Here is a 24,383-nt window from a genome sequence, read left to right as displayed (position 1 = left end):
TTCTGAATTTAAAATTAGATTATTTAAGATCTTATATTATAGGAAAATATAGAATGGTGACCCCTACGGGACTCGAACCCGTGTTCCCACCGTGAAAGGGTGGTGTCCTAACCGCTAGACGAAGGGGCCTTAATTTTAAGTAGGCAATATAGATATATTAGTCATACCATGGCTATGACCACGGCATGACAGTAAGTTAGAAGTTTTATACAACACCTTTGCAAATATTGCAAGTATAAAAATTATAGGTTTACCTTAAGCTTAACACTACCTTGATGACTTCTATAATGTTTATTTAGATAATAATTATAATCCAACGAAATAGTAGTATTTTTGATACTGCCTATAATACCCGTTCCTAAATTATAGGATGTTTTCGGTTGCTTCGGTATTAGATAATCATGTTTGAATGTATTATCAAATATTTTAACAACTCTATTTATTCTTTGGGTTTTCTCTTTAAAATTATGTTCTACCGCTCCTTGGAAGGTTAGGCCTAAATTATTAAATTTTAGAGCATCTTTTAAAGGTACTGTGACTTTAGTACCGACAATTCCAGACAATATATTATTCTCTTTCATTGTAAGAGCTATTTCTTGTACGTTAACACCGGTTTCATTATATACCCCGTCTCGTGACTTCCCGTATCTTAAACCGATATTCGGGGTAATAACGAGCTTACTCTGCAAAAGATAATTATAATTCAGTAATGCTTCCGCATTATAACTATGATTACGATGTTTTATATTACTTCTAATTTTAGTATCACCATATGAATAAGTTGTTTTATCTTTAATAAAGTTTTTAGAAGCAGATACTAAAGCTTGTAGTGCAAAATTCTTCGGTAATTCTTTTTGTCCGTAAATAGAAACCACATGACTATTAATAAGTTCTTTATCATTATTTTTACTATTTTTAAATTTAAATACTGAATGAACATTACTATAAGCTATACCTACGATATTATTGTCGATTTCAGCATCGAACCCAATAGTAGCACCTTTGTTAGTACCTCTATAACCGGTCATATTCTCAACGCGTCCATGATTATTAGTGCCGTACATACCACGCATCCACAAACCTCTTTTTATATGAGACTCTTCTTCATCACCGGCTGCCACTGCTACCATATTATTAGACATATTCATAGATGCATCTAATCTGTTACGAATCATATTATTTACAATAGTATTAACAACTTTCGCTTGATTTAAAGTAGGAGCGTTTTCTGAAATTTGCGTTTGCATTTCTTTTTTTGCTTCCTGTTCAAGAGGAATAGCCGTATCAACTTCCGTTATTTTAAGATTACCCCCATCGGAATCGGATAATTGCCCTATTGTTTCTTCTTCCTCTTCAAACCCTGAATCATAACTTTCTTCATCTTCGCTACCATCACCTAATGCTAAACATTCCTTTTCTCTATCATCACTTAATGCTAATGCACACTCATTACTTGATGCAAGTGCAGGTAATGAAGATAATTGTCTACTTACTTCTGTGTCTTCTTGTTCTTCATCTCCTGCGGGTAAGGTAGATTCTGATTTACCATCCGACACTAACATTTCTTGTAACAATGACTGAGCAAGAATATCTGCAGCTTCTTCGCCTGTATACTTCTCTAGAAGTAACGAAGAAATTTTTTCATCATGTTCTTGTAATCTTGCATTTATTGCTAAAAGCATTTCTTCATTTAATTCCTCTACATCCTGTATACGATTACTTACATAAGCTATTGCTTCTTTAATATGATTAAGTTCCTCACTTCTAGAACTTGAATCAGGCAATTCTTCTATTTTTTGTATTTTATTGCTTAATACTCTTATATAGGTATCAATTTCTATAGCTAGAGTATCTACTGGAGTTACAACATCACGACTACTCAAATCATCACCATTAGAGAAGCTGTTTATGCTACCAACTGAAGATGAACATGAAAATACCGGCTTACTCTCAGTTACCTTAGGTTTAGATTCAGTATCTAGATGCTTTATCTCCCCTTCTAACAAAATCTTTTCTTTCGATATCTCAAATACTTCGCTCCTTAACTTCTTAAATTTTGGATCATCGTGATTTAAAGTATCTAATTCCAATTCCTTAGCTTTACAATCATTGGCTATTTTTTCATGTTTAGATTTTAATCCCCCTAATTTCATAACATTAGAATTGTTTAAATCCTCTAAGCCACTAACCGAAGGTGAACGGGTTATATCATCAATTGAATAGGAACGTGATATTGATACATCTGTGCTTGAATACTCTTCATTTAAAGAAAATGCGGCTTCTATGGCTTGCCTTTTTTCTTTTAATTGTGATTCTTTTGAAGATAAGTCTCTTGCTTCTATAGCTAACTGCTTAAATTCTAGGTTTTCTGGATCTTGATTCAATTTGGCAATAGCTTGCTTTTCCTTAACTATTCTAGCTTCCTCTACTTTTAATAGTTTATCTTCCAAATCCAAATACTCTAATTTCTTGTCAAGCTCGGCACTTCTGAATAATGGTATAGGTAATTTTCGTTTACTAGTATTCTCGTAACTTATAGATGGCTTAGGTTGCTCTGTCTTATATATTGTTTCTGATGCTAAATTCTCATTACTAACCGACTCATATATAGTAGATAAATTAGATAATGGCTGTGTACCTTTTTTAATAGTACTATCAACCAAATTTAGTCTATCTTGTGATCTATCAAGTAAAGCTTCAGCTTCTTTTAGTACCTCAGGGGGAGCAGTATTATATATTGAAGCATCTACATCTGTATCTGTTTCTATTTTCCTCGATGAGTCACTTTTAGCAACCGTTGTATTTTGTGTTGGCGTTATTAAACCAAGAGTTTCTATAGTTAACGTATCAGGTTGTTTTAGATTCTGAACGAACGCGTCACCAGCTAAATCTAAATAGTCTAATCCTCTTTTGTCAAACTTTGGACTTGAAGAATATGGTGCAGAATTTTTCCAATTTTTGTCAGATCTCAAGTTTTCATCTGTAGTTGTGGTTTGTAACAATGCTGATTTTTCTTCAAAATTTGATGATATTACACTTTTAGCTGAAGACGAGCGTGATAATACTGGAGTATCACTTTTGCTTGAATTCTCTTCATACTCTGCATAAGACTGAAATATTTCCGCTTGCTCATATACTTTTTGAGTTTCCGGAATTTTAGCTTGCTGAATTTCATATAATTTCGCGAACAAACCTTCATATGCCTTTATACTGGCAAAATGTGCAATCTCACCTAATTTTTGACTAAATTGATCTGCACTTAACTTTCTCATTTCTGTTGCTAAACTATCTATTACACCATCTATTTGAGCTTGATTTGACTGATTTGGCTGCATGCTATTCAAATAATTAATGCATTGTGAAGCCTTAGTCTCGTAAATATCTTTTGAATGACTTGGAAGCTGTCCAAATACTTTTGAACGATTTTCTTGTATTTGCTGCTGCAGCATACCTAACGCCAGATTACCTTCTAATGAACTATTCACATTAGCAGCTTGCGTATACGGCATATTTCCCCAACCTGAATAAAATCTGACATCTTCATCTATTTCTTTACCTAAAGTGCCGCTTGATAAGCTCCCCAAGCCTGAACCCATACTTTTAGGGTCCTCTATTTCTTGACTCGGCAACATTTGCTGCTGAACTTTTATTGGCACTAAATACCCTTCTGCATCCTCTGGTTGTTCACCTAAAATTCTCTGAACCCCATGACTTAATGGTATGGTTGGCTTTGCTTTTTGCGGCTGCTTATAAGTAGAACCGGTAGAACTATTATAAACAACAGGAGTTAATAACTTTAGATTTTCCTTTATCTTATTTAATTGTTCAGAATAACCATTCATTTCATCTGGCATGGCTCGTAATGCCGTTCTACTTGTTTCTTTTTTCACACTAGCAACTACTTCTTTAGCTTTATCTGCTGCCGTTTTTATAGCTTTTTCTTGTTTCTTTATTTCCGATAACTGCTTTTGTGCTTCTTGTTTTTTCTTTTCTCTTTCTGTTCCAGCACTACTTTTTCTTGCCTTATCTCCACGCGATTTATTTTTATCAAATATACCTTGCCGAGCCTCATCAATTCTTGCTTGCTGTGCTTGAAACGCACTAACTTTGGTTGACGCCGTTGTAACCGGAACTGTTTCCTGCGATTTTATCGAAACTTTATTTGCTGGAATATTTATTTTTTCTATTTTCTGAAATAATCTATCTGCTTCATTGTTTTTACTTGTTAACTCTTTTTCAAGTTTCTTTATTTTATTTTTATTTTCACTTATTTTGATTTTTGTTTCTATCTCTTCAGCTCTTGACTTGAGTGCTTCTGTTGTTTTTTGTGCTGAAGTCAGCTGCGTATACAACTTCTGCAATGGTTTTTTATTTTTTTTACCTGTGGTATCTTTAATAGCCTGTGTTACTTCAGCTAACTTGATTCCTATCATCTCATTAACTCGTGATATATTACTTACCATTCCTGCTGCAATTTCAGTACTGCTTTTTTTTATAGGCAACGGTACAAATGTCAGCTTCGAAGGAACTTCTGGTTTAATCTGTGAGCTAGATTGCACTGCCTGTTGTTGCGGGTCGCTACTGCTAAACGATAATCTTCGTGCTGCCTTTGAGTTTGTGTTTATGTTTGGTGGTGTATTAGCTCCTAAACTATCATTTGGTTTAGAATCTGGAGTAGGCTGATACGGAGTCGCCAGTGTTGATGATGAAGTACTACCAGGTGCCGTAGTATAATGTTCAGGTAATGTCAGGGTAGTATTTGGTGTATTAGGTGCAGTGACAAAACTATTTGAAGCTGGGCTAACAGTAGGCGAAGACGCTGTTATTATAATCTCTGGTTTTTGAGGCATTTGTTCTGTCGATTCAGGAGTATAAGTATTTTGACTTTGTTCCGTTTTTCCAGTGCCTACAAATGTTTTGCGCCTAGTAATTGGTCGTACTTTTCTTGCTTTCCCGACATCAGACTTACTACGTGCTACCACTTTATAATGATCCTCTACAGGAACATCTTTTAACGGATTAGATGCCTTAGGTTTGTTAGATATTTTCATTTCTCTTATTTCAGATGGAGTATATGTGTTTATTTCTGGTTCCGGTACAATTACTGTTCCTATCTGCTGCGGGGTATTTGTCGTATCTTTGTTTCCATTTAATTGTGACAAGTTATTCAACAATTTATTACTGAGGTCGATACGAAATGCTTCTTTACTCATCGCTATACCCTCAAAAGGTATTGCAATTATTGCTCCTACTGAAATAGAGGCAAACAGAGAATATTTTAAAAATCTTGATTTTTTTAGTAAAAATTGTTCTGTTAACTTATTCATTACAAACATCTCAATTTAAATTAAAATTTTATATACATAAACGTTTAGATATTATAACAAATAAGTTAATTAAAGAGCAATATATAAGTTAACTTAACTTATAATTACAAGAGAATTTTGTTCTAATTATTGAAAATATAACAAGATATGAAGTATAATGACAACACTACAATATTTTAAAATAACTTTGGGAGTATAATAATTTAAATATTTGGTATTTTGTTAGTTTTATTTACGGTATTATTGTTTATTTTTCGCTTGATTTTGAGCTTTCATTTACAACAATTTTTTCATTTTTTGTGTTTGTTTAATATTAACCTTTACTAGAAATTCTAATATATTTTTACAGTTTACTTACTGAATGATTATTGCTTTTATTTTTGGCATATTCATCTCTAAATATCGTGTAACAAATTTACATAGCGAAATGCTTTATAAAGCTATCATCACTAAAATTAGCGGTAAAATAGAATCGATAAAACCGACTATTATAGGAGGATAAGTAGTATTAAGTCGCATAAAAATAGAAAAAATTAATCGTAACTTACAAAAAGTTATATACAAGAAATTAGGGTAAATAACCGAATTACTTTGTTTGCTAAGCTCTATAAGCCGCAAAATAGTATAAGGTTATGATTTTGGTTTTTACGCTTATCTATCGGATATTGGAACAAACGGCTATGCGATGTCTGAGCCGCAAATTATAGAACGTAATGAAACAAATTTTGATAGTTTTATTTATAGAGTGCGTTCCCATATTTATAATAATTTAATAGAAAAGCTAGGAAAAGATAAAGGGAATTTTGTAGTTGCAATATTACTTGGCGAGACGAAAGGTTTAAACAGGCAAATAATGCAGGATATGAGGCAAAGCAGTATATCACACGTGCTTTGTGTTTCAGGATTGCATCTATCTTTAGTCGTGGTGATTATTTTCCTTACTACAAGGTTTTTATTAAATCTTTCAAATTATTTGGCACATAATTTCAATATAAAATTAATCTCTGTTTATTGTTCGCTAATAGGAAGCTGTGGTTATTTAGAACTAAGCGGTATGCAAAATAGCAGCGACTAGAGCTTTTATTACTGCTGCAATTTTTATTTACGGTATTATTATTGGATGCTCTTGCTTTCCCCTTTGTTCACTTGCAATTGCGGCTTTTATAATATTATCGTTAAATCCCGAATATATTTTTTATCCAAGTTTCCAATTATCTTTTATCGCCGTATTATCGCTTGTTGCTGGTTATGAATTTTACTTAAAGAATTCATGGTTACTTGGAGAAAAGAAAGGCATTTTTAGAGCAGTAAAATTTTATACAGCCTCAAATATTTATTCAAGCTTCTTATCTTAGCAAGCATCATAACGGCACCTGTAGTAATTAATCAATTCTTTCTAACCTCATTGTCGTTCCGATAACGTCATTTTTTCTTATGCCACTTGCTTTGTTATCTCTGCCTTTTACCATGATCGAGTTTGATAACTATATCCTAAAGCTTATGGGATTCTTTATTGATATAATAATAAAATCAGCTTTAATAGTTTACCGGCTGCTGTATGGTATTTCGGTTATATTACCAATTTCAGCATATTACTCTTTTTATTCGGCTTTTTTGGATTTGTATATGGAAAACTGCTTGGCGTTTGCTTGGTCTTGCAATCATGGCAATATCTTTTATATTTATGTTCTACTCCCCAAAGCCGGAATTAATATTTGATGCAAATCATATGGCGGTAGGCGTTAAAGATAAAGAAAATAAACTAGTAATATATGCTGATAAAATACCTGCTTTCAATAGAACTTACTGAGCTAATTGGTTTGGACAAAAAGATAGTATGGTGTTACCTTTATTTTTAACCAACTACGGACAAAAAATTGTCATTAATAAAGATAATCATTGTGAGAAAGCTGAAATTCATATTAATCTCAATTATAAATCTAAATGCCGCGGGAGCTTAATAACGATTAATAAAGATTTTGTTAAAAAAAAGCCCTGTTATACTTATCTTTTGCAATAAAAAGGAATATACGGTAAAATCTTAGTACCGGACTGTTTTTGTTCTATGTCATTCCCGCTTGGCATTGTTGCGTGGATAGGTTTATCCGTCATTGCGAGGAAAAACTGTAAATTTTGACGAAGCAATCCAGTAAAAAATGCTAGTTTTTAACATTAATGACATCAAAGTCTTTTTAAAAACTATCCGATACTTTAGGTAAAATCGAGTAATGCAAGTTACACACAAAATACTAAAAATCCCCTCAAAAGGATATAGAAAAATCTTGAGTCTCTTAAATGAAAAAGGACAAGCAAGACTTATAGGCGGCTGCGTACGTGATGCGTTACTAGATCTCTTGCATAACAAAGCTAATAAAGAGGAATTTGAAGGAAACACGGAACGCAGAATCGCAATGTACATAAACGTACGTGAGGATTCGAGTACCGGATCGACGTACAAATTACCTTTAGAAGCAAGTTATCCAAGAGATCGACTTGAGAAAGGTAGCTACGATATAGATATAGCTACTAATTTGACACCTAGTGAAGTAATAAATATTTTATCTGGAGCTAAAATAAAAACTATTCCGACCGGTTTAAAATTCGGCATGATTACAGCTATTTTAAATAATGAAAAATTTGAGATCACAACTCTTAGGAAAGATATTGAATGTAACGGTAGACATGCCAAAGTAATATTCACCAACGATTTTGCTGAAGATGCCGTAAGACGAGATTTTACTATTAATGCTTTAAGTTATTGTCCCTTTAAGAACGAGATATATGATTATTTTGAAGGGTTTAAGGATTTGCAGCAGGAAAAGGTTGTATTTATAGGAAAAACTCTAGATAGAATTAAAGAAGATTATTTGCGAATTCTACGCTTTTTTCGGTTTTCTAGCTATTATGCGAATCAGCTTGATGATGGCAGCTTTAAAGCATGTAAAGCTTTAAAAGACGGCTTAAAAACTTTATCACGAGAGCGAATTAAAAGCGAAATGGATAAAATTATTGTTTCAAAAAGAGCAGCACAAATTTTAAAAGCTATGTTTGAAATAGGAATATTAGAACTAATATTCTCTATCCAAAATTATGAAATAAAATTTTTTGAGCAGGCAAATGATTTTAAATTAGAATTAGTTACTCGATATGCACTCTTATTATATTGTCAAAAAGATTTAAATTTAAAAGTCTTTCTAGATTGGAAATTCTCAAAACATGAAGCAATGCAAATATTATCAATAACGAACTTTCTGAATGACGCTAAATTTAACATGAAAAAAATTTGGTTTGAAAAAAAGAATTATAAGGAATATTTATTAGCAGCTAGCATAATCGGTAAATTAAATCATTCACAAGTAAAAGAATTTATCCTTAAATATGATGCGTTATTACGTCCTAAATTCCAAGTAAACGGTAATGATTTGTTAAATATGAATATAGAAAAAAAAGAGATAGGAGCAAAACTAGAATATCTAAAAAATTTTTGGATAGAGCAGGATTTTAAACCTAGTAAATTAGAGTTGTTGGCGAAATTATGAGAGCTAGTATGTCAAACCCTCATTGCGAGGAAAAATTGAAAATTTTGACGAAGCAGTCTCGTGCCAAAATTCTGAGATTGCCACGCTCCTTTCAGTCGCTCGCAATGACGATTTGGTATCAACGTAAGCAAGCCTTCGCAGAGATGACATACCTAGCATTACTATTCCTTACATTCCTCAGCCTTACTAGCTATGCTAAGCCTAAGATAGTTGTAAGTATTACGCCAATCGGCAGTATTGTCTCGATGCTTGTTAAGGACAAAGCGGATATCGAGAGCTTAGCTATTAGTAGTGACTGCCCACATCATTATAATTTAAAACCTAGTGATTTAGTAAAAGTCAAAAATTCTGATATAGCAATTTATATTAATGAACAATTTGACGGTTTTGCCGAGAAATTAATTGATAATCATAGCAAAAACATTATAAAAATCAGTGATATTAAATCTTTAACCACTATAAAAGATAATTGGCATATTTGGCTTGATCTTAATAATGCTGTGATTTTACTACAGGAATTTGCACGAATATTTAGTGAAAACTTTCCTGAGCTACAAGAAGATATTAATAATAACCTTTCAACAGCACTTAAAGAATTAAATAAGCTACAAGAGATTAAAAATAATGAGCTTGCAACGATAAAAGACGTAATTTTATTAAGTGACAGTAGCGAGTATTTTTTTCTTAATACTAATAAAACTGCAAAATTATATAGCGAAAGTCAAAAAAGCCTCCGATATATAAGCAAGCTAGAAGATTTAATTAAAGAGTCTAATAACAAATGTCTTGTTTTAAGTAATGAACAAAATTCACGATTATACGACAAATTAAACGCTAAAATAATAATATTAAATAGCGAAAACTGGAATGTGCAGAATATAGGTTCCAACACTTTTCAGAATCAATATTTACAAATGATTTATCAAGTTAAAAAATGTATACACTAAATAGCGAAGAAGAGACAAAGAAGCTTGCAAAGCTTTTAGCACAAAGCTTAAAACCAAATGATATAGTTTTACTTAACAGTGACCTTGGAGCAGGTAAAACATTTTTTTGTCGTGAAATTATTAAATATTTTTGCGGTGAAAATACAAGCATTATAAGCCCGACTTTTAACTTACTGCAAACGTATAAAGCATCTAACTTCACTATATATCACTATGACCTGTATCGTCTTAAATCACCTGAAGAAATTTATGAACTTGGATTTGAAGAGGCATTAAACGGTAATTTAATTTTAATAGAATGGTCTGAAATTATTAAGCATTTACTTACTCCGCCTTTAATCGAAGTAAATCTAGAAGTATTAGATAATAATAAACGTTTATGTAGTATAATAACAAATCATAAAGAAAATTCACAAGAATCTTCCCTTATTGATTTTTTACAAGATTCTCCGCTATTCGATACAAAACTTGATATTCAAAGAGATAAAAGCCCTACTAGAAAAGTTAAGTTATAATTATGAACCATTTAATTTTTCTTTTAAATAATTAATAAACTTCTCCATCATTTCTTTTTCCTATAAGAAAGATATTTAATATCTTATTTAAAAAATCCTTACTCTCTTCCTCTGATAAAAAATCACTTTTACTCGCATTTTTTGTTTGCATTGCCCAATATATATCTTCAAGCTGATTAAATTTTTCATATTCTTCATGTGATATAAGAACAACTATGGGTTACCGTATTATTAATATCTAACTAATCAATTGTCTATGTAATAAAAACACCTTTTCAATAGGAAGTAATTTTAATTCCGGTAACATCGGCATAATTAAATCCATTCCGGCTTTTTCGTTACTATTACCGTGTACCACCATTTTGAACTTTTTCGCCTTTAGCAAGCCATGCATTACTCCCAAGCAGAATAAATCCCAAATCTTTTAGTTCTTCTATTAATGTTTGATTGGAAACTAATCCAGGAAAACGAAAGAAAGGTGACAGAGCAATATTATAACTTACTAATATTTTCCCTGCTTCTAATATTTCATTTTCAAAATCATCTTTATTGGAAAGAAGGAAATTATCTTCAAGAGGTTTATTTTTAAAATAAGGATGACTAAATGAATGATTAAACCCATGCTATTTGTAAATAACCGTTTTCTTGTTGTTTTAATAACCATAAGAATTCTTCTGTATGCTTATTAATCCATAATCCTGAAACACATATAGCAATCGGAATAGGTTTATTTAGTTTGATCGATAATTCTAAGAGCTTTTGGAAGAAGGACACATGTCAATTGTCAAGAACTGTCCTTTTACTTTATACATCATGCTACTCGTAGCACCGTAATTTTGTTGTATATAAGGTGCAGAGCTATATTTATTTAAAACTTTAATATACGGAGTTTTACTTAATTTTTTTAGAAGATTTTCTTTTTCTATTTTATTCTTAGGTAAAATTACCAGCTCTTGTAGGGCTATTTCAGTTTTAAAAGAATTCGGATCTACTAAAACGAAATATGATTTTTCATTATTTAAATAAGAACGAACAGCAATTCTTATTTTTTTATTTTCAGCAATTACAAACAAAAATACCGGTTTATAATCAGTTATAATTACTGCTTTTTCACTTGCATAGCTTAAACTAAAAAACAATATTACAAAAATAAAATTTAAAATTCTTTTAATTTATTCGTCTCCATAACGCTCGTATAAAATTCCACAATTTTCTCTTTTACAGCTAGAGGATTGTTCATTAAATTAACAGCACCTCTAAACTTTGCTGAATTCGGTAAACCGCTACTATACCAACCAATATGCTTACGTGCAATAGGTATGCCCACAGATTCACCATAATAATCAAGTATTGCCTCATAATGCTCGGTTACAATATCTAGCTGCTCTGCTATAGAGGGAGCAGATTTTTCTTCACCTGTTTTAAGATAATGATCAATTTGCGAAATAAGCCAAGGTTTGCCATATGCTCCTCTACCGACCATAATACCGTCTGCACCGGATTTTTGTAGGGCTTCTTTTGCCTTAGCAAAATTAGTAATATCACCGTTAGCAATAACCGGAATCTTTACCGATTCTTTAACTGATCGTATAAAATCCCAATCGGCATTACCGGAATAAAACTGGCATCTAGTTCTACCGTGAACGGTAACCATCTGAACACCTGAGCTTTCAGCAATTTTGGCTAAAGTCGGAGCGTTTTTCGTATTATCATCCCAACCCATACGCATTTTAACGGTTACCGGCAGCTTAACCGCTTCAACGGTAGCTTCAAAAATTTTAGCTGCCAGCTGCTCATCCCTCATTAGAGCTGAGCCTGAATAACCGCCTACTACTTTTTTCGCCGGACAGCCAAAATTAAGATCGATAATTTTTGCCCCCATACCCTCATTCATTTTAGCAGCTTCTGCTATCACATTCGGCTCACAGCCTGCTAGCTGTACGCAAGCACTTGTTGCATCATCATCACATATAATGGCACTTTTTTTTAGTGACTGCCTAGATTCCACAATCATTGTTCTACTTGCTACCATTTCAGAAACTACAAGCCCTGCACCAAATCTTTTCACCAATCTTCTAAATTCCAAATCCGTAACACCCGACATTGGAGCTAGTATAATATTTGAAGAAAGCTTAATATTGCCGATTTTGATCATAAAAACCGTTATAAAAATAAACACTCATAATATCATAATTAAGTATTTTTGTCTAATATTACTAATTAAGAATAGACAAAAGCCGATTAATCTATTATAAGCTTAAGTTATATTTCTTGTTCTTACATCCTAATAAATGAAAGAATAGTATAGACGAATATCAACTTGGAAAAGAGCAAGGAGTCTGTAAGCCGAGGAGCGGAGCGTATACTACTAATACGTGAGTATCCGAGGACTTACAAAGACGACGAAGCCAATTTTTCAAGTTCATCGAGTATATACGGCCACGTAGCTCAGTCGGTAGAGCAAAGGACTGAAAATCCTTGTGTCGTTGGTTCAATTCCAACCGTGGCCACCACCATTCCTTACTTTAAATCCTGTTATTTTATATCTTCAATTAAATTTCTATTTCATCTGTAAACTTATTTCTTAATTTTAATTAACTTTAGGTTAATAAGGATAAATTATGTTTATACGTATAAAAAAATTTTTGGAATACATAAAGAATCAATACCTGAAAAATCAGATGAAATATTATATAATCAACTAATATCTTTACTAGAAAAATTAACACGTGTAATACACATAAAAGATGAAGATAAAAAAGAAGTTGAAAAATTAATTGATAAAATAAAAAATACTAATTTATTTAATCAATCCGATGAGGATGGTAATACAGCCTTAATTTTAGCTGCTGATGCAGGTTTAGAAGAAGCTTGTTTAAAACTTATTCCTAAGATGTCTGACAAGGCTTATTAATACGATCGAGAATATATGTGGTCAGCCTGCATTAACAAAGGCTATGTGGCGTGATTTAGATAATGTTTGTATAGAGCTTATTCCAAGAATGTTTGAGGAAAATATTAACGCTATTGATAAATTCAGAAGGACATTGTTAATGCTTGCAGCTAAAAAAAGCATGATAGCAGTTTCTCTAGAGTTTATTAAGCTGCTGCCACCTGAGATGATTATTCGTGCTGACAATAATGGGAATATGGCTGCAAGCTACTACGCAGATATGTACAAAGCATTTGCTGAGGTAAGGGAATTATTGCAAGAAAAACAACAAAACTTATTAAAAAATTTAGCTTCATTTCTAAATAAAACTTTTTTAAGTAACAATGGTTTAGATAATTTTTTTAAAATTGCATATGCTACAAAATTCTATAAAAAAGTGAAAGTAAATAAGGAACTATTAGCATCTTATTTACAAGAACAAAATAATAATCCTGAATCTATAAAGTATTACTTAATATACTGTCGCTTGGTGGAGCAAATCGTCTATACTCTTCTGCTTTCAAAAATTGCTCTTTCATTTTATCAAGGATTCGCATCCTCTCACCTCTCAAAATAAAATTCAATTCTTGAAAGCATTTGAGTATACTTGCCTCCACCATTTAAATTTTGCTTATTTAATTACTCCCAGTTAATCAGTTTTTTAAAGTAATTTTCATTACTTTTTAAAGCTCGTATGTTCAATACAAAATCATCCTTATCATAGATAAAAATTTTAACTAAGTTTAGATATAATACAGTGCCAAGAATAATTGAAAAAATAAACCAAGCGATGCTTTTAAAAATTGTTTATCGATTATAAGTATAATTTTCGGTATGATAAATTGAATAAATTTCTAATTAATTTGTAGTAAGAATATGATGCGTAAGGTTTTTTAACTAAAATAAATTCTATTCTTAATTCCCTATTTATACCATTTGGATAAATTTCACGTAATAAGTCTTTATTTTTAATAAAAAAATCTAGATATGGCTCAATAATAGCTATTTCTACTATTCATAATGGCTTAGTTCTCCTTAGTTAAACTTAAATGATTCAAGTTTGATCACCAAGAAGCTAAGTTAAAACCCGATTGGTGATCAGGGAGTTAGAAACACCGTCAACAAGAACAGCTGAGTAGTTTTTAGGCTTAAAATTAATACTCTAAGCCCTGAACATGACTACTACCTCCCCGACCATAAAATATCGAGGAATAAATCAATTTAACGGTGATTTTACCGCCTGTTGATGGAGGTTTCTATACTCCAGAACAACCTTAGCTGTTCCAAGATGATTCTAAGCAAAACTTTAAACAAGTCAATATGATTATTGATTTCAAAAATTGGTATTGCTCACATGACTCGTTTTATGTCATTCCCGCTTTCGCGGAAATGACATCGAGCGGGTTTTCCGAGCCATGCAACAACGCTTACAGTCGTTTGCAACGTTTTTATGCTATCTGTAAAACAAGATTAAAGCGAATAGCGGGTTATCCACTCGCGTTGTTATAATACAAGGCTATCATTAGAATCGTTTACTCCTAGTCCTGCAAGCATCATATTCTCCATTCTCGTCACATAGTCACAAGTTGCAGAATAATCTGAATTTATTAATACTTCTTTTTGTTCAGCTGTGATATCAAAACTTAAAGCTGACATATTATGATCATCAATAAAAACTGTTCTATCATGATTCTGAAAACAACTTATCAAGTCAGAGCTTGTGAGAACTTCAGCTAATGCATATAGTTAACCCACAACAGTAGTAGTATCCACAAACGGTTTAGGTTCTGTACCATTCTGATAAGCTTCTAATATTTCTTTATTGATTGGTTTAAACCCAAGAGTTTTATAATTTTTATTATCTGTTTGAGGGAGACTTCGTGCTGCAGTTTTATCATCAAACACCTCAACCGGATAATTGTAACTCCACCATCCACATATGTTGAAACTACTCCTTGAACAGTTTTTTGTACGAGCTGAAAATATATAGGAAAAGCCCCTGAAGCGTATACGAATTTTACGACTTTCTCATCAGGAGCATTTTCATAAGATAGAATTTCCAGAAATTGAGTACTAAGATTAGTACACACTACGTATAAATCTATATTTGTTTTTTGACTGTCATGTAGCTTTAAAAGTAATATCGGGGTCAAATCCCTTGTCTTTTAATATTGCCCTAAAAATTCTTCCAGATATTTCTCAGAATTTAACCCTCCGTAGAATACAAGATTATACACTTGGTCCCATTTACTAGTATGATCTGAAAATGTATTAAAATCAATTCTCTTAAGTATATCCTCAATTTCTTCCGGTTGATATCCTAGTGCTATGGAGAAAGCAGCTATTGCACCACCGGAAGCTCCAACTACTTTCTGGATATTTTTTTAAACAATCTTTGTCTTTTAATGCCTTTAGAGCCCCTGCATACGCGATGACTTTTACTCCACCACCTGCAAAGGCTAAGTTGTTTATTTCTAACATTTTCAATACCTTGATTTAGTTAATATAATTTAGGCTTTAAAAAATTAGATTATTAATATTTTTGTAAAAATTGATAAGATTTGTACTAAAAACAGCTACTTCTATTTCAAAAAAACTTTATAATTCAGCAACAAAAAATAGCTACAATGTAAATTAATATTTGTGACTTTTTATCTATTTTTTTCCTAGATCTTACAATCAAGTAGACGTTGTTGCGTGGATCAGTTTTTCCGTCATTGCGAGGAAATTGCATAGCAATTGACGAAGCAATCTCAGGAGTTTGTTATTATTTCATGAGACTGCCACGCAGCCTACGGCTGCTTGCAATGACGATATCATTCTTTACTTAGCAATACCTTTTATGCCACCTGTAAATTTTGTTGCATAATAAAACTATCACTTATATACTGTCGCTAATGATTAATTTGCTTAAAGTTATATGGTAAATAGTAATTTTTATAAAAATCTAGGGCCACGAAAACTAACGGCAATTATAGATTTTTTACATGATATTATAGAACCTCCTAAGATTCATGAAGATATAGCTATTCATAATATTAAAATTCTGCAGGAAGCATCACCAAATGATATTAGCTTTTTAAGCAATCCTAAATACTCCGAATTTTTAAAAACTACTAAAGCTGCTGCTTGTATAGTACCGAAAAATTTTACGGGAGAAGCAAATCCAAATACTGTTTTATTACACGCCCAGAATTCATATTTTGCTTACAGCAAATTAATAGATTTTTTTTATGCTCCTATTAAATCATACCCTGCTAAAATAATGAAATCCGCTATTGTTGCAGATTCGGCGACTATCGGAAAAAATTGTTATATAGGTCACAATGTAGTTATTGAAGACGATGTTATTATAGGTGATAATAGTATTATAGAAGCTGGAAGTTTTATAGGTAGAGGCGTAAATATCGGCAGAAACGCTAGAATAGAACAACATGTTTCAATAAATTATGCAATTATAGGCGACGACGTCGTAATACTTGCAGGCGCAAAAATTGGACAAGACGGGTTTGGATTTTCTACCGAAAAAGGCATACATCACAAAATATTTCATATAGGAATAGTTAAAATTGGCAATAATGTTGAAATCGGTGCAAATACTACTATTGATAGAGGATCACTTCAAGATACAATTATAAAAGATTTATGCCGCATAGATAATTTAGTACAAATAGGGCATGGCGTCAAAATAGGTAAAGGTTCTATTATCGTAGCACAGACAGGTATAGCAGGAAGTAGCACGATCGGTAAATATTGTGCTCTTGGAGGGCAAGTAGGAATCGCCGGACATCTAAATATAGGCGACGGAGCACAGGTAGCGGCACAAGGCGGTGTAGCACAAAATATAGAAGCAGGTAAAATTGTCGGCGGCAGCCCTGCAATTCCTATCATGGATTGGCATAGACAATCTATTATTATGAAACAATTACTAAAGACCTCTAATAGCAAATTAAAAAAGTAGCTTGCTATTGAAAAGAGCTGTGTTATTGCATGAATACCTGAGTCGTCATTGTGAGCAGCCATAGGCCACGTGGCAATCCAAAAAAATTAGCAAAAAGTGCTGATTTTAGTACTTTATTTCATACAATGACGGAAAATTTACATTAAAGAAGAGACCTAAATAAATGATTATAGATATTACCGAAATCATGGATTGGATACCTCATCGCTATCCATTTTTATTAGTAGATAGAGTACTTAAAATCGATCCTAACAAATCAATAACAGGTATTAAAAACGTTACTGCTAACGAACCGCAATTTACAGGACATTTTCCAGCAAGGCCTGTTATGCCCGGTGTTCTAATGGTTGAGGCTATGGCACAATTAGCTGCTATATTAGTTGCTAAATCTTTAGGTTCTACTAAGAATAAAGAAGTGTTTTTAATGGCTATCGAAAATGCAAAATTTCGTAGAATTGTTCAGCCGGGGGATACTATGCATATCCACGCTGTTATTGATCAGCAAAGAGCTAACGTATGGAAATTTTCAAGTACGGTTACGGTCGAAGGTGAAATAGCTGCAGAAAGTAAGTTTACCGCAATGATTAAAGATAAAGCATAGGGACAATAGTGTCAAATTCTAATATCCATACTACAGCTGTAATTGCAGAAGGTGCAAAGCTTGGTAAAAACGTAAAAATCGGACCGTATTGTATTATAGGTCCTGAAGTTGTGCTTCATGACAATGTCGAGCTAAAATCCCATGTAGTAATTGAAGGGATTACCGAAATCGGCGAAAATACCGTAATCTATCCTTTTGCATCAATAGGTCAACCTCCACAAATCTTAAAATATGCTAATGAGCGATCCAGCACGATAATCGGCTCTAATAATACTATTAGAGAATATGTTACGGTACAAGCAGGAAGCCAAGACGGCGGAATGGTGACAAGAGTAGGAAATAATAATTTATTTATGGTCGGCGTCCATATAGGTCATGATTGTAAAATCGGCAATAATGTAGTATTTGCTAATTATGTAAACCTAGCAGGTCATATTGGGGTAGGTGATTATGCAATAATCGGCGGACTGTCTGCCGTACATCAATATGCTAGAATCGGTGAATATTCGATGATCGGCGGGCTATCGCCGGTCGGAGCAGATGTAATACCGTTTGGGCTTGTAAGTAGCAAACGTGCGGTGCTTGAGGGCTTAAATCTAATCGGTATGAATAGAAAAGGGTTTGATAAAGTAAAGTCTTTAAGTGCTTTAAAAGCTATCGAAGAAATCTTCTCAGGTGAAAGTAATTTTGCTGAGCGTATAAAACAAGTTGCCGAGAAATATAACAATAATTCTATAGTAATACAAATTATTGATTTTCTTAAGCAAAATAGTAGTAGAGCATTTTGTCGTTTTGAGAAGTAAATTTATTTAACTAGCGATATGTAACACTTTGTGTTACAATTAATATTATAAGGAGGATAAAAAGTATTACGACTAGTATATGCTTAGAAATAAATTTAAGTAAAAAACTTGAAAAAGCAACTTATGATTTACACCGTGGAAAAAGTTGGATAATTAGTGAAGCAATACGTATATATCTTAAACAACTAGAAAATTCAGACCTAGCCAAAGAAGCTAAACGTCAATCCTTATTAGCTAGTAAAGAAAACAATCCTGATGCTGACTTATGGTTAAAACACAATGAAGAAAGTTGGTTAGATGAATGGAAATAATAGAAATAAAAAAAAATATTGTTGCTTGGTGTAATATCTGGAGATTATGGTAAACCTCACCCCACTGTTGTTGTTCAACCTAATTTATATAAAAATCATCCCAGTATAACAGTTTGCCCTCTAACAACGGATTTAATAGATGCCCCAACTTTTCGCCTGTTATTAACTCCTACAGAGCTAAATGGTCTTAATTTAGAATCTCATATTATGGTTGATAAAATTAGTGCTATAAGAAGTGATAAAATTCAAAAAAAATTGGTGAATTATCACCTGAACAACTAGAAAAGTTAATTGAAACTATTAAATCATGGATGAATTAGCCACTAATTTTCTCATTTTTTCTTGCAAAGAGTTTTGGCGTAAACGAGTTTTCAAGCTCTTAAAATCAACTATTTCTGCATTTTGATTTTGCTGGCTACATGCAAAAATATATTTCTGCTCTCCTTTAACTTTTTGAATACATTGTCCGCAAATTCCTTTCATCATACATTGCATCGATGAATTAACGCTAACTATTATTTTTGTATTTTCACTGAATATTTCATTTTTTAGACTTTGCAATTCTTCTATTATTTCAGGAGAAGCATTAATTATTACTATATCCACTGAAACGAATTTACGGATTTTTATATCAGGATAGGTAACAAATATAACTTCATTATTATTTTCTTTTAGAACTTTTAATAAGCCTATATTACCGGCTTCGAAATCAACAATAACTATTTTTTTATTTTGAGGTATTTCTAGCGGCGAACCTGTCGGTCCCATTAAAACTACTTTCTCATTTTCGGATAATGTTTTACATAAGCTAGTAGATTTACCGACTTCAAAAACTATAAAGCTAATTAAACCTTTTTCTACATCAATATCGATAGGGCTTAAGGCTACAGGCTCTATTAACTTAGCAACATCTTTAGAATAATTTTGTAAGCGAAAAAACTGTCCGAACTTAAAATTTTTAGCAGCAAGCGGCGAATGAATTATCAACTCAAAAGTTTTATCATCTAAAATATTTATTTTATTAACCCTAGAAGTCAGCAAATAATCAAGCTGCGTACAAAAATCTTTATAACTACCTTTAAAGCTAGGATTATTATTTATAAGCCTTTTGTTAATAGCGTCATACCCTTCTTTGGTACTAGCAAGAGCCTTCACTACACTACCCGAATATTTAGGATTACAATCACCGAAATAACTATATTTATCCTCATCGAATTGAGTGTTATTTTCTATACCGATTGCCATAATCACGGTTTTGGTTTTGATGTCATTGCGAGGAAATGCGTAGCATTGACGCGGCAATCTTGTTAAGCCAAACTCCTGAGATTGCCACGCAGTCTTTGACTGCTCGCAATGATGGTTTCGATTCTCAAACTCCACAGATCCCACATGACCGTATTTATCAACGTTAATCCTTAAAGGTTGCATATTTTCCTTAAAATCAACACCGAGTGCTAATGCATATATTAGCTCCTCGTGATTTAATTTATATGCCGGCGAATCTTGCAATCTTCCACGATAGTAGACAGTAGCGCCCCCAAGTTTATTAAAAACCTTTCTTAATTCTTCATTATTTTTAGCTTCTTTAAACAATTTTGCATGAGCAATAAATTCTTCAGCTATTTCTTTATCTTCCTCCGTTAAATCTTTTTCTATATAATCTTCGGCAAATTCCTCTACTTGTTTTTTATAGTAATATAAACTTTCCGTTGCTGCGTCTAAGGAAGTAAGACCGCCGCCTATTACCGCAATCGGCATCCTAATTACCATATTAGTATTAGAATTTTTCAAAAATGCCCCTCCGCTTTGCAAAGTCATTAAAAAATCAGAAGCCGTTTTTACGCCCTTAGCTTCAAAATTTTCTATATCTAAAACTTTCGGCTGACCTGCTCCAATGCAAAAAGCTATATAGTCAAAACCCAAATCGAAAGCTTGTTCTTTCGTTATATTAAAATCTAAAGCTACTCCGTCATAGTATTTGAAATTATTATTTCTTTCTAATATTAGCCGCAATATATCGAGATTATTTTTATCCCACCGAACGGTAATCCCATATTCTGCTACCCCTCCAAATCCTCTTGGCATTCTTTCCGATAACAAATTTTTATATTCATGCCAAAATTTTATAGGCTTATGAACGTCAAAGGGCATTAGAGTAATTTTTAAACCATCAATAGCCACAACATTATGACCTGACCGTAATAAATAATAGCTAAGACTAAAACCTGCAGGACCAAGACCGGTAACTAAAATATTATAATTAGTAGGTTCTTTCGGAAGCGGTGCATAAATATTAAGCGGATTCCAACGAGTAAGCAGTAAATATATCTCTAAGCCGTAAGGTAATTTAAGCGTTTCTTCTAAAATATTTGATTCTATTAATGGGATATTTACCGGATCTTGCTTTTGGTAAATACAAGCTTTTGAGCAATCATTACAAATTCTATGACCTGTTGCTACAACCATCGGATTATCAATAACGATAATAGCAAGAGCACCTAGGTTAAAACCTTGTGCCTTAACATAGTTCATTTCAGAAATTTTTTGTTTTAACGGGCAACCTTGTTTTAAATCCGTCATTGCGAACGACTGCAAGGAGCATGGCAATCTCGTCAAATCTCCAGAGATTGCCACGTCGCTTCGCTCCTCGCAATGATGATTCTGAGGTTGCAGTAATCCCTTAGAACAGCTATCCTTATCCTGCTTATGGCAATAAATACAATAATGAGAATGGTTTAAAGCTTCATCTAGATTTAAAAAAGAATCTGTATATTCAAAATCTACTCTCTCATTTTTTTGATATTTTAATATTTTTTTATCGTCCGTTAGATTTTCTTTATCTAGTTTTTGTGGAAGGTTGAATAGGATATCATCCTGTGGCTTGATACCCTCACACGAATAAACCCTATACGCAGCATACCTAGCTGCTATGTCTAATTCTTCTGTAAAACTTTCTTCTGCCTGTTGCCATATAATTATTTGTTTGGCAAATTCTCTAGAAGTAAAATTCACACCTATTAAATCAGTTAGCTTTAAATACACATCTTCAAAATCAATATCTTTTATCTTTTCCGGTGGATATTTTTTTACGGCAACACGTTGAACAAATTTTCTTTTACATTCATAAATAATATCAAAATCTTTATGTTTTAACCTTGATATCGTTATTTCTTTTGAAATACAAAATAACTCTGCTAAAAAATCGTCTAAATGAGGGGAAATTTTTAGCAAAAATTCGGAATAATCTTTTGGAATAATGGAGAGAGGAGTCGATCTAAATAACATTAAATCTTTATGCAAAGATCTATCGGCTTTAAAGAGATAATCTAAAAATATTTGATCTAATTTTTTAAGTCCGGTTAAATCTAATTCATTAAAATCTAGATTAAAACCAAGTTTCATAAATAATAAATAACTCTTTTAGAAAATTGTCTATAAATTAAATAACTGATACAAACAGTAATAAATGCAACTATAATAGACTTAACTATTAGCATCATATCCGGTAATGTTCCGTCAATCACCAACACTTGTACGGGTCTTATAACTAAAAAGAACGGATTAAATTCAAAATATATCTTTTTAGACTCCGGAATTAGCGAATATGGATAAACTATCGGTATACTCCAATAAATAACTCCAAGAATAACATTCAACATTTGCGGAATATCTCGAATATACGGTGTTAAAAATGCTACTGCGATAGAACCGCTAATCACACATATTATTAAGGGCAAAATTAATATCGGCATAAATATTATTTGCCAAGAAAATTTTTCTGGAAATAATAAAATAAAAGCAAAATACATTGCTGAAAATGAGCAAATTAAAGTATATAATTGCCCTAAACTATCCGCAACAGGAAAAAAAGTCTTAGAAATTCTAACTTTTTTTATTATTTGATCACGTATAACTAAAGAACTTGAACAAATCGTTAAGCTGCTTACTATAAAACTCCACAAAGGAATACCACCGACTAAGTTCATTACCATAAATTCTCTCGGCTGTCTTAATAAAAAACCGAAAAAATATGAAATTACCATTATGTGAATAAAAGGCTGAATTAAACTCCATAAAGAACCTAAAAAAGAATCTTTATTTTGCCTAATTATAGAAGCTTTAACTAGTAATGCTATTGCCCGCCAGTATTTTTTAGAAAAAAAATACTTTATCATTTATGAATTTCCTTACTGTTGGTTATAGATTTTAAACATTTCCGATGGTGTACCATCACCTATAATATTGCCGTCTTTTAATAAAATACATCTATCGCAATTATCTTTTATAATTTCTTCTTGATGGCTTACTATTATTGAAATAGGAGTATTTTTAAATTTATTTTTCATTAAACTAAGAGATTTTTCTATAAAATAATTATCGCCTGCCGCAAAAATTTCATCAAGTAATAGAATCTGCGGATTTTGAAATATCGATACAGAAAAAGCAAGACGTGATAACATACCGGAGCTATAAATTTTTATCGGTAAATCAATTTTACTACCAAGTTCTGAAAAATTTATAATTTCTTTTTCAATTTTTTTGCTATATTTATCCAGCATATTATTATATAGCATTAACATTTTTATATTTTCACGACCAGTTTGCTCAGGCTCAAAACCAACTCCCATATCTATAATTGCCGCAATATCTCCATGAACTTTGACTGTACCGGATTTTAACGGATATATTCCGGCGATTAGCTTTAGAAGAGAACTTTTTCCCGAACCGTTACTCCCTATAAAAGCTATTTTTTCTCCCTCATAACAAGAAAAATTAATATTGTTTAATATAGGTATATTTGGAGAAAGAGAGACTCCTTTTTTCAAGAAGAAATGCTTTAAACCTTGAGCTCTTTTATGAGTATCAATACCTTCAACATAACCATTAGTTATCTCTATAAATACTTTTGGATGGCTAAGTGACATAAAATAAATATTAAATAGATTTATTAATCCAATCTAAAAGAGAATTTTTTTGTTGCAAACCTATTTTAGTATCTTTTTGTTCACCGTTTTTAAATAACATTATCGTTGGAATACTACGAATACCGTATTCTGAAGGAGTGTTAGGATTTTCATCAATATTCATTTTAAGTACTTTTACTTTGCCTTGTAATTCTTTACTGATTTCATCTATTATCGGTGCTAACATTTTACACGGTCCGCACCATTCTGCCCAAAAATCAACCAGTACAGGTAAATCCGATTCTAATACTTCCCTTTTAAAAGAGCTATCCGTTACGTTATTTGCCATAAATCCCTCTATGTTTTTGTAGCATTGTCCATATGGCTTTTATGTCATTCCCGCGTAGGCAGGAATCCAGTAAAACCTATAAAAACTTGTTTTTTTAGGCTTATTTTATTAAATGTGTAACTTCTATATAAATATTTGAAGTTATTTTTCTGGATCCCCGCCTGCGCGGGGATGACATCGAGTAGGTTTTTCAA

The 24,383-nt window shown here is 32.3% G+C and carries 20 protein-coding genes, 2 tRNA genes and 3 pseudogenes; 13 read left to right on the top strand and 12 right to left on the bottom strand.

Features of this window, described 5'->3' with window-relative positions; all coding sequences use genetic code 11:
* Positions 1–54: 54 nt before the first annotated feature.
* Positions 55–129 (bottom strand) — tRNA-Glu (locus tag ACPKKV_RS01450).
* A gap of 113 nt (positions 130–242) precedes the next feature.
* Positions 243–5,327, bottom strand: a complete 5,085-nt coding sequence (locus ACPKKV_RS01445; RefSeq protein ID WP_392505833.1) for an autotransporter domain-containing protein — start codon at positions 5,325–5,327, stop codon at positions 243–245.
* A 361-nt stretch (positions 5,328–5,688) separates the two neighbouring features.
* Between ACPKKV_RS01445 and ACPKKV_RS01440 the strand changes: the two genes are divergently transcribed.
* From ACPKKV_RS01440 to tsaE, 6 genes and pseudogenes are all read left to right on the top strand, one after another.
* Positions 5,689–5,829: a hypothetical protein gene (locus ACPKKV_RS01440; RefSeq protein WP_016769795.1), complete on the top strand. Its 141-nt coding sequence runs from the start codon at positions 5,689–5,691 to the stop codon at positions 5,827–5,829.
* Between the two features lie 360 nt (positions 5,830–6,189).
* Positions 6,190–6,886 (top strand): annotated as a pseudogene (locus ACPKKV_RS01435) (ComEC/Rec2 family competence protein); the annotation flags it as partial.
* Positions 6,886–7,137, top strand: coding sequence for a hypothetical protein (locus ACPKKV_RS01430; protein WP_392506955.1), 252 nt, complete (start codon positions 6,886–6,888; stop codon positions 7,135–7,137). The pseudogene ACPKKV_RS01435 and the gene ACPKKV_RS01430, both read left to right, overlap by 1 nt.
* A gap of 418 nt (positions 7,138–7,555) precedes the next feature.
* Positions 7,556–8,866 carry a palindromic element RPE1 domain-containing protein gene (locus ACPKKV_RS01425; protein WP_392505830.1) on the top strand — a complete coding sequence of 437 codons (1,311 nt, stop codon included), beginning with the start codon at positions 7,556–7,558 and terminating at the stop codon, positions 8,864–8,866.
* Positions 8,863–9,813, top strand: coding sequence for a metal ABC transporter solute-binding protein, Zn/Mn family (locus ACPKKV_RS01420; protein WP_392505828.1), 951 nt, complete (start codon positions 8,863–8,865; stop codon positions 9,811–9,813). The genes ACPKKV_RS01425 and ACPKKV_RS01420 overlap by 4 nt, the downstream gene beginning before the upstream one ends.
* On the top strand, positions 9,801–10,328 hold the full coding sequence (gene tsaE, locus ACPKKV_RS01415; protein WP_392505826.1) for a tRNA (adenosine(37)-N6)-threonylcarbamoyltransferase complex ATPase subunit type 1 TsaE: 528 nt from the start codon (positions 9,801–9,803) through the stop codon (positions 10,326–10,328). The genes ACPKKV_RS01420 and tsaE overlap by 13 nt, the downstream gene beginning before the upstream one ends.
* Before the next feature lie 238 nt (positions 10,329–10,566).
* On the opposite strand, the pseudogene ACPKKV_RS01410 reads toward tsaE, so the two are convergent.
* Both ACPKKV_RS01410 and dusB read right to left on the bottom strand, forming a co-directional pair.
* Positions 10,567–11,500, bottom strand: a pseudogene (locus ACPKKV_RS01410) (hypothetical protein).
* A complete protein-coding gene (gene dusB / locus ACPKKV_RS01405) occupies positions 11,485–12,483 on the bottom strand; it encodes a tRNA dihydrouridine synthase DusB (RefSeq protein WP_392505824.1) in 999 nt (332 codons plus the stop codon). The pseudogene ACPKKV_RS01410 and the gene dusB overlap by 16 nt, the downstream one beginning before the upstream one ends.
* 282 nt (positions 12,484–12,765) lie before the next feature.
* On the opposite strand from dusB, the gene ACPKKV_RS01400 reads away from it, so the two are divergent.
* Positions 12,766–12,841 (top strand) — tRNA-Phe (locus ACPKKV_RS01400).
* Positions 12,842–13,285: 444 nt separating this feature from the next.
* A complete protein-coding gene (locus tag ACPKKV_RS01395) occupies positions 13,286–13,837 on the top strand; it encodes a hypothetical protein (protein WP_392505822.1) in 552 nt (183 codons plus the stop codon).
* A 926-nt stretch (positions 13,838–14,763) separates the two neighbouring features.
* Here the strand turns inward: ACPKKV_RS01395 and ACPKKV_RS01390 are convergent.
* The 4 genes and pseudogenes from ACPKKV_RS01390 to ACPKKV_RS01375 form a co-directional block, all read right to left on the bottom strand.
* On the bottom strand, positions 14,764–14,970 hold the full coding sequence (locus ACPKKV_RS01390) for an alpha/beta hydrolase (protein ID WP_392505820.1): 207 nt from the start codon (positions 14,968–14,970) through the stop codon (positions 14,764–14,766).
* Positions 14,971–15,006: 36 nt separating this feature from the next.
* Positions 15,007–15,165, bottom strand: coding sequence for an alpha/beta hydrolase (locus ACPKKV_RS01385; RefSeq protein ID WP_392505818.1), 159 nt, complete (start codon positions 15,163–15,165; stop codon positions 15,007–15,009).
* 74 nt (positions 15,166–15,239) lie between these two features.
* Positions 15,240–15,350 (bottom strand): annotated as a pseudogene (locus ACPKKV_RS01380) (alpha/beta hydrolase); the annotation flags it as partial.
* Positions 15,351–15,425: 75 nt separating this feature from the next.
* The gene (locus ACPKKV_RS01375; RefSeq protein ID WP_424492231.1) at positions 15,426–15,590 is read right to left on the bottom strand and encodes a hypothetical protein; all 165 of its coding nucleotides are present in this window, start codon (positions 15,588–15,590) and stop codon (positions 15,426–15,428) included.
* Positions 15,591–16,180: 590 nt separating this feature from the next.
* Between ACPKKV_RS01375 and lpxD the strand changes: the two genes are divergently transcribed.
* The 5 genes from lpxD to ACPKKV_RS01350 all read left to right on the top strand — a co-directional run bounded on the left by lpxD (position 16,181) and on the right by ACPKKV_RS01350 (position 19,218).
* Positions 16,181–17,221, top strand: a complete 1,041-nt coding sequence (gene lpxD, locus ACPKKV_RS01370) for a UDP-3-O-(3-hydroxymyristoyl)glucosamine N-acyltransferase (RefSeq protein WP_392505816.1) — start codon at positions 16,181–16,183, stop codon at positions 17,219–17,221.
* A gap of 163 nt (positions 17,222–17,384) precedes the next feature.
* Entirely contained in the window at positions 17,385–17,822 is a 438-nt protein-coding gene (fabZ, locus tag ACPKKV_RS01365) for a 3-hydroxyacyl-ACP dehydratase FabZ (protein ID WP_392505814.1), read from the top strand.
* 8 nt (positions 17,823–17,830) lie between these two features.
* A complete protein-coding gene (lpxA, locus tag ACPKKV_RS01360) occupies positions 17,831–18,625 on the top strand; it encodes an acyl-ACP--UDP-N-acetylglucosamine O-acyltransferase (RefSeq protein WP_392505812.1) in 795 nt (264 codons plus the stop codon).
* Positions 18,626–18,663: 38 nt separating this feature from the next.
* Complete coding sequence (locus ACPKKV_RS01355) at positions 18,664–18,936, top strand: hypothetical protein (protein WP_392506912.1); 273 nt, start codon at positions 18,664–18,666, stop codon at positions 18,934–18,936.
* A 21-nt stretch (positions 18,937–18,957) separates the two neighbouring features.
* On the top strand, positions 18,958–19,218 hold the full coding sequence (locus ACPKKV_RS01350) for a type II toxin-antitoxin system PemK/MazF family toxin (protein ID WP_392505810.1): 261 nt from the start codon (positions 18,958–18,960) through the stop codon (positions 19,216–19,218).
* An 18-nt stretch (positions 19,219–19,236) separates the two neighbouring features.
* On the opposite strand, the gene ACPKKV_RS01345 is transcribed toward ACPKKV_RS01350, so the two are convergent.
* The 4 genes from ACPKKV_RS01345 to trxA are packed head-to-tail and all read right to left on the bottom strand — an operon-like array spanning position 19,237 to position 24,189.
* A complete protein-coding gene (locus tag ACPKKV_RS01345; RefSeq protein WP_392505808.1) occupies positions 19,237–22,338 on the bottom strand; it encodes an FAD-dependent oxidoreductase in 3,102 nt (1,033 codons plus the stop codon).
* The gene (locus tag ACPKKV_RS01340) at positions 22,335–23,111 is read right to left on the bottom strand and encodes an ABC transporter permease (protein ID WP_392505806.1); all 777 of its coding nucleotides are present in this window, start codon (positions 23,109–23,111) and stop codon (positions 22,335–22,337) included. The genes ACPKKV_RS01345 and ACPKKV_RS01340 overlap by 4 nt, the downstream gene beginning before the upstream one ends.
* A 12-nt stretch (positions 23,112–23,123) precedes the next feature.
* Positions 23,124–23,861, bottom strand: a complete 738-nt coding sequence (locus tag ACPKKV_RS01335) for an ABC transporter ATP-binding protein (protein ID WP_392505804.1) — start codon at positions 23,859–23,861, stop codon at positions 23,124–23,126.
* 10 nt (positions 23,862–23,871) lie between these two features.
* Entirely contained in the window at positions 23,872–24,189 is a 318-nt protein-coding gene (gene trxA / locus ACPKKV_RS01330; protein ID WP_392505801.1) for a thioredoxin, read from the bottom strand.
* Between the last annotated feature and the right edge of the window lie 194 nt (positions 24,190–24,383).

This window comes from Rickettsia finnyi, assembly GCF_049668125.1.
Classification (GTDB): Bacteria; Pseudomonadota; Alphaproteobacteria; order Rickettsiales; family Rickettsiaceae; genus Rickettsia; species Rickettsia kotlanii.
The sequence above is the reverse complement of the archived record's forward strand: the minus strand, read 5'-3'. Positions and strand labels throughout refer to the sequence as shown.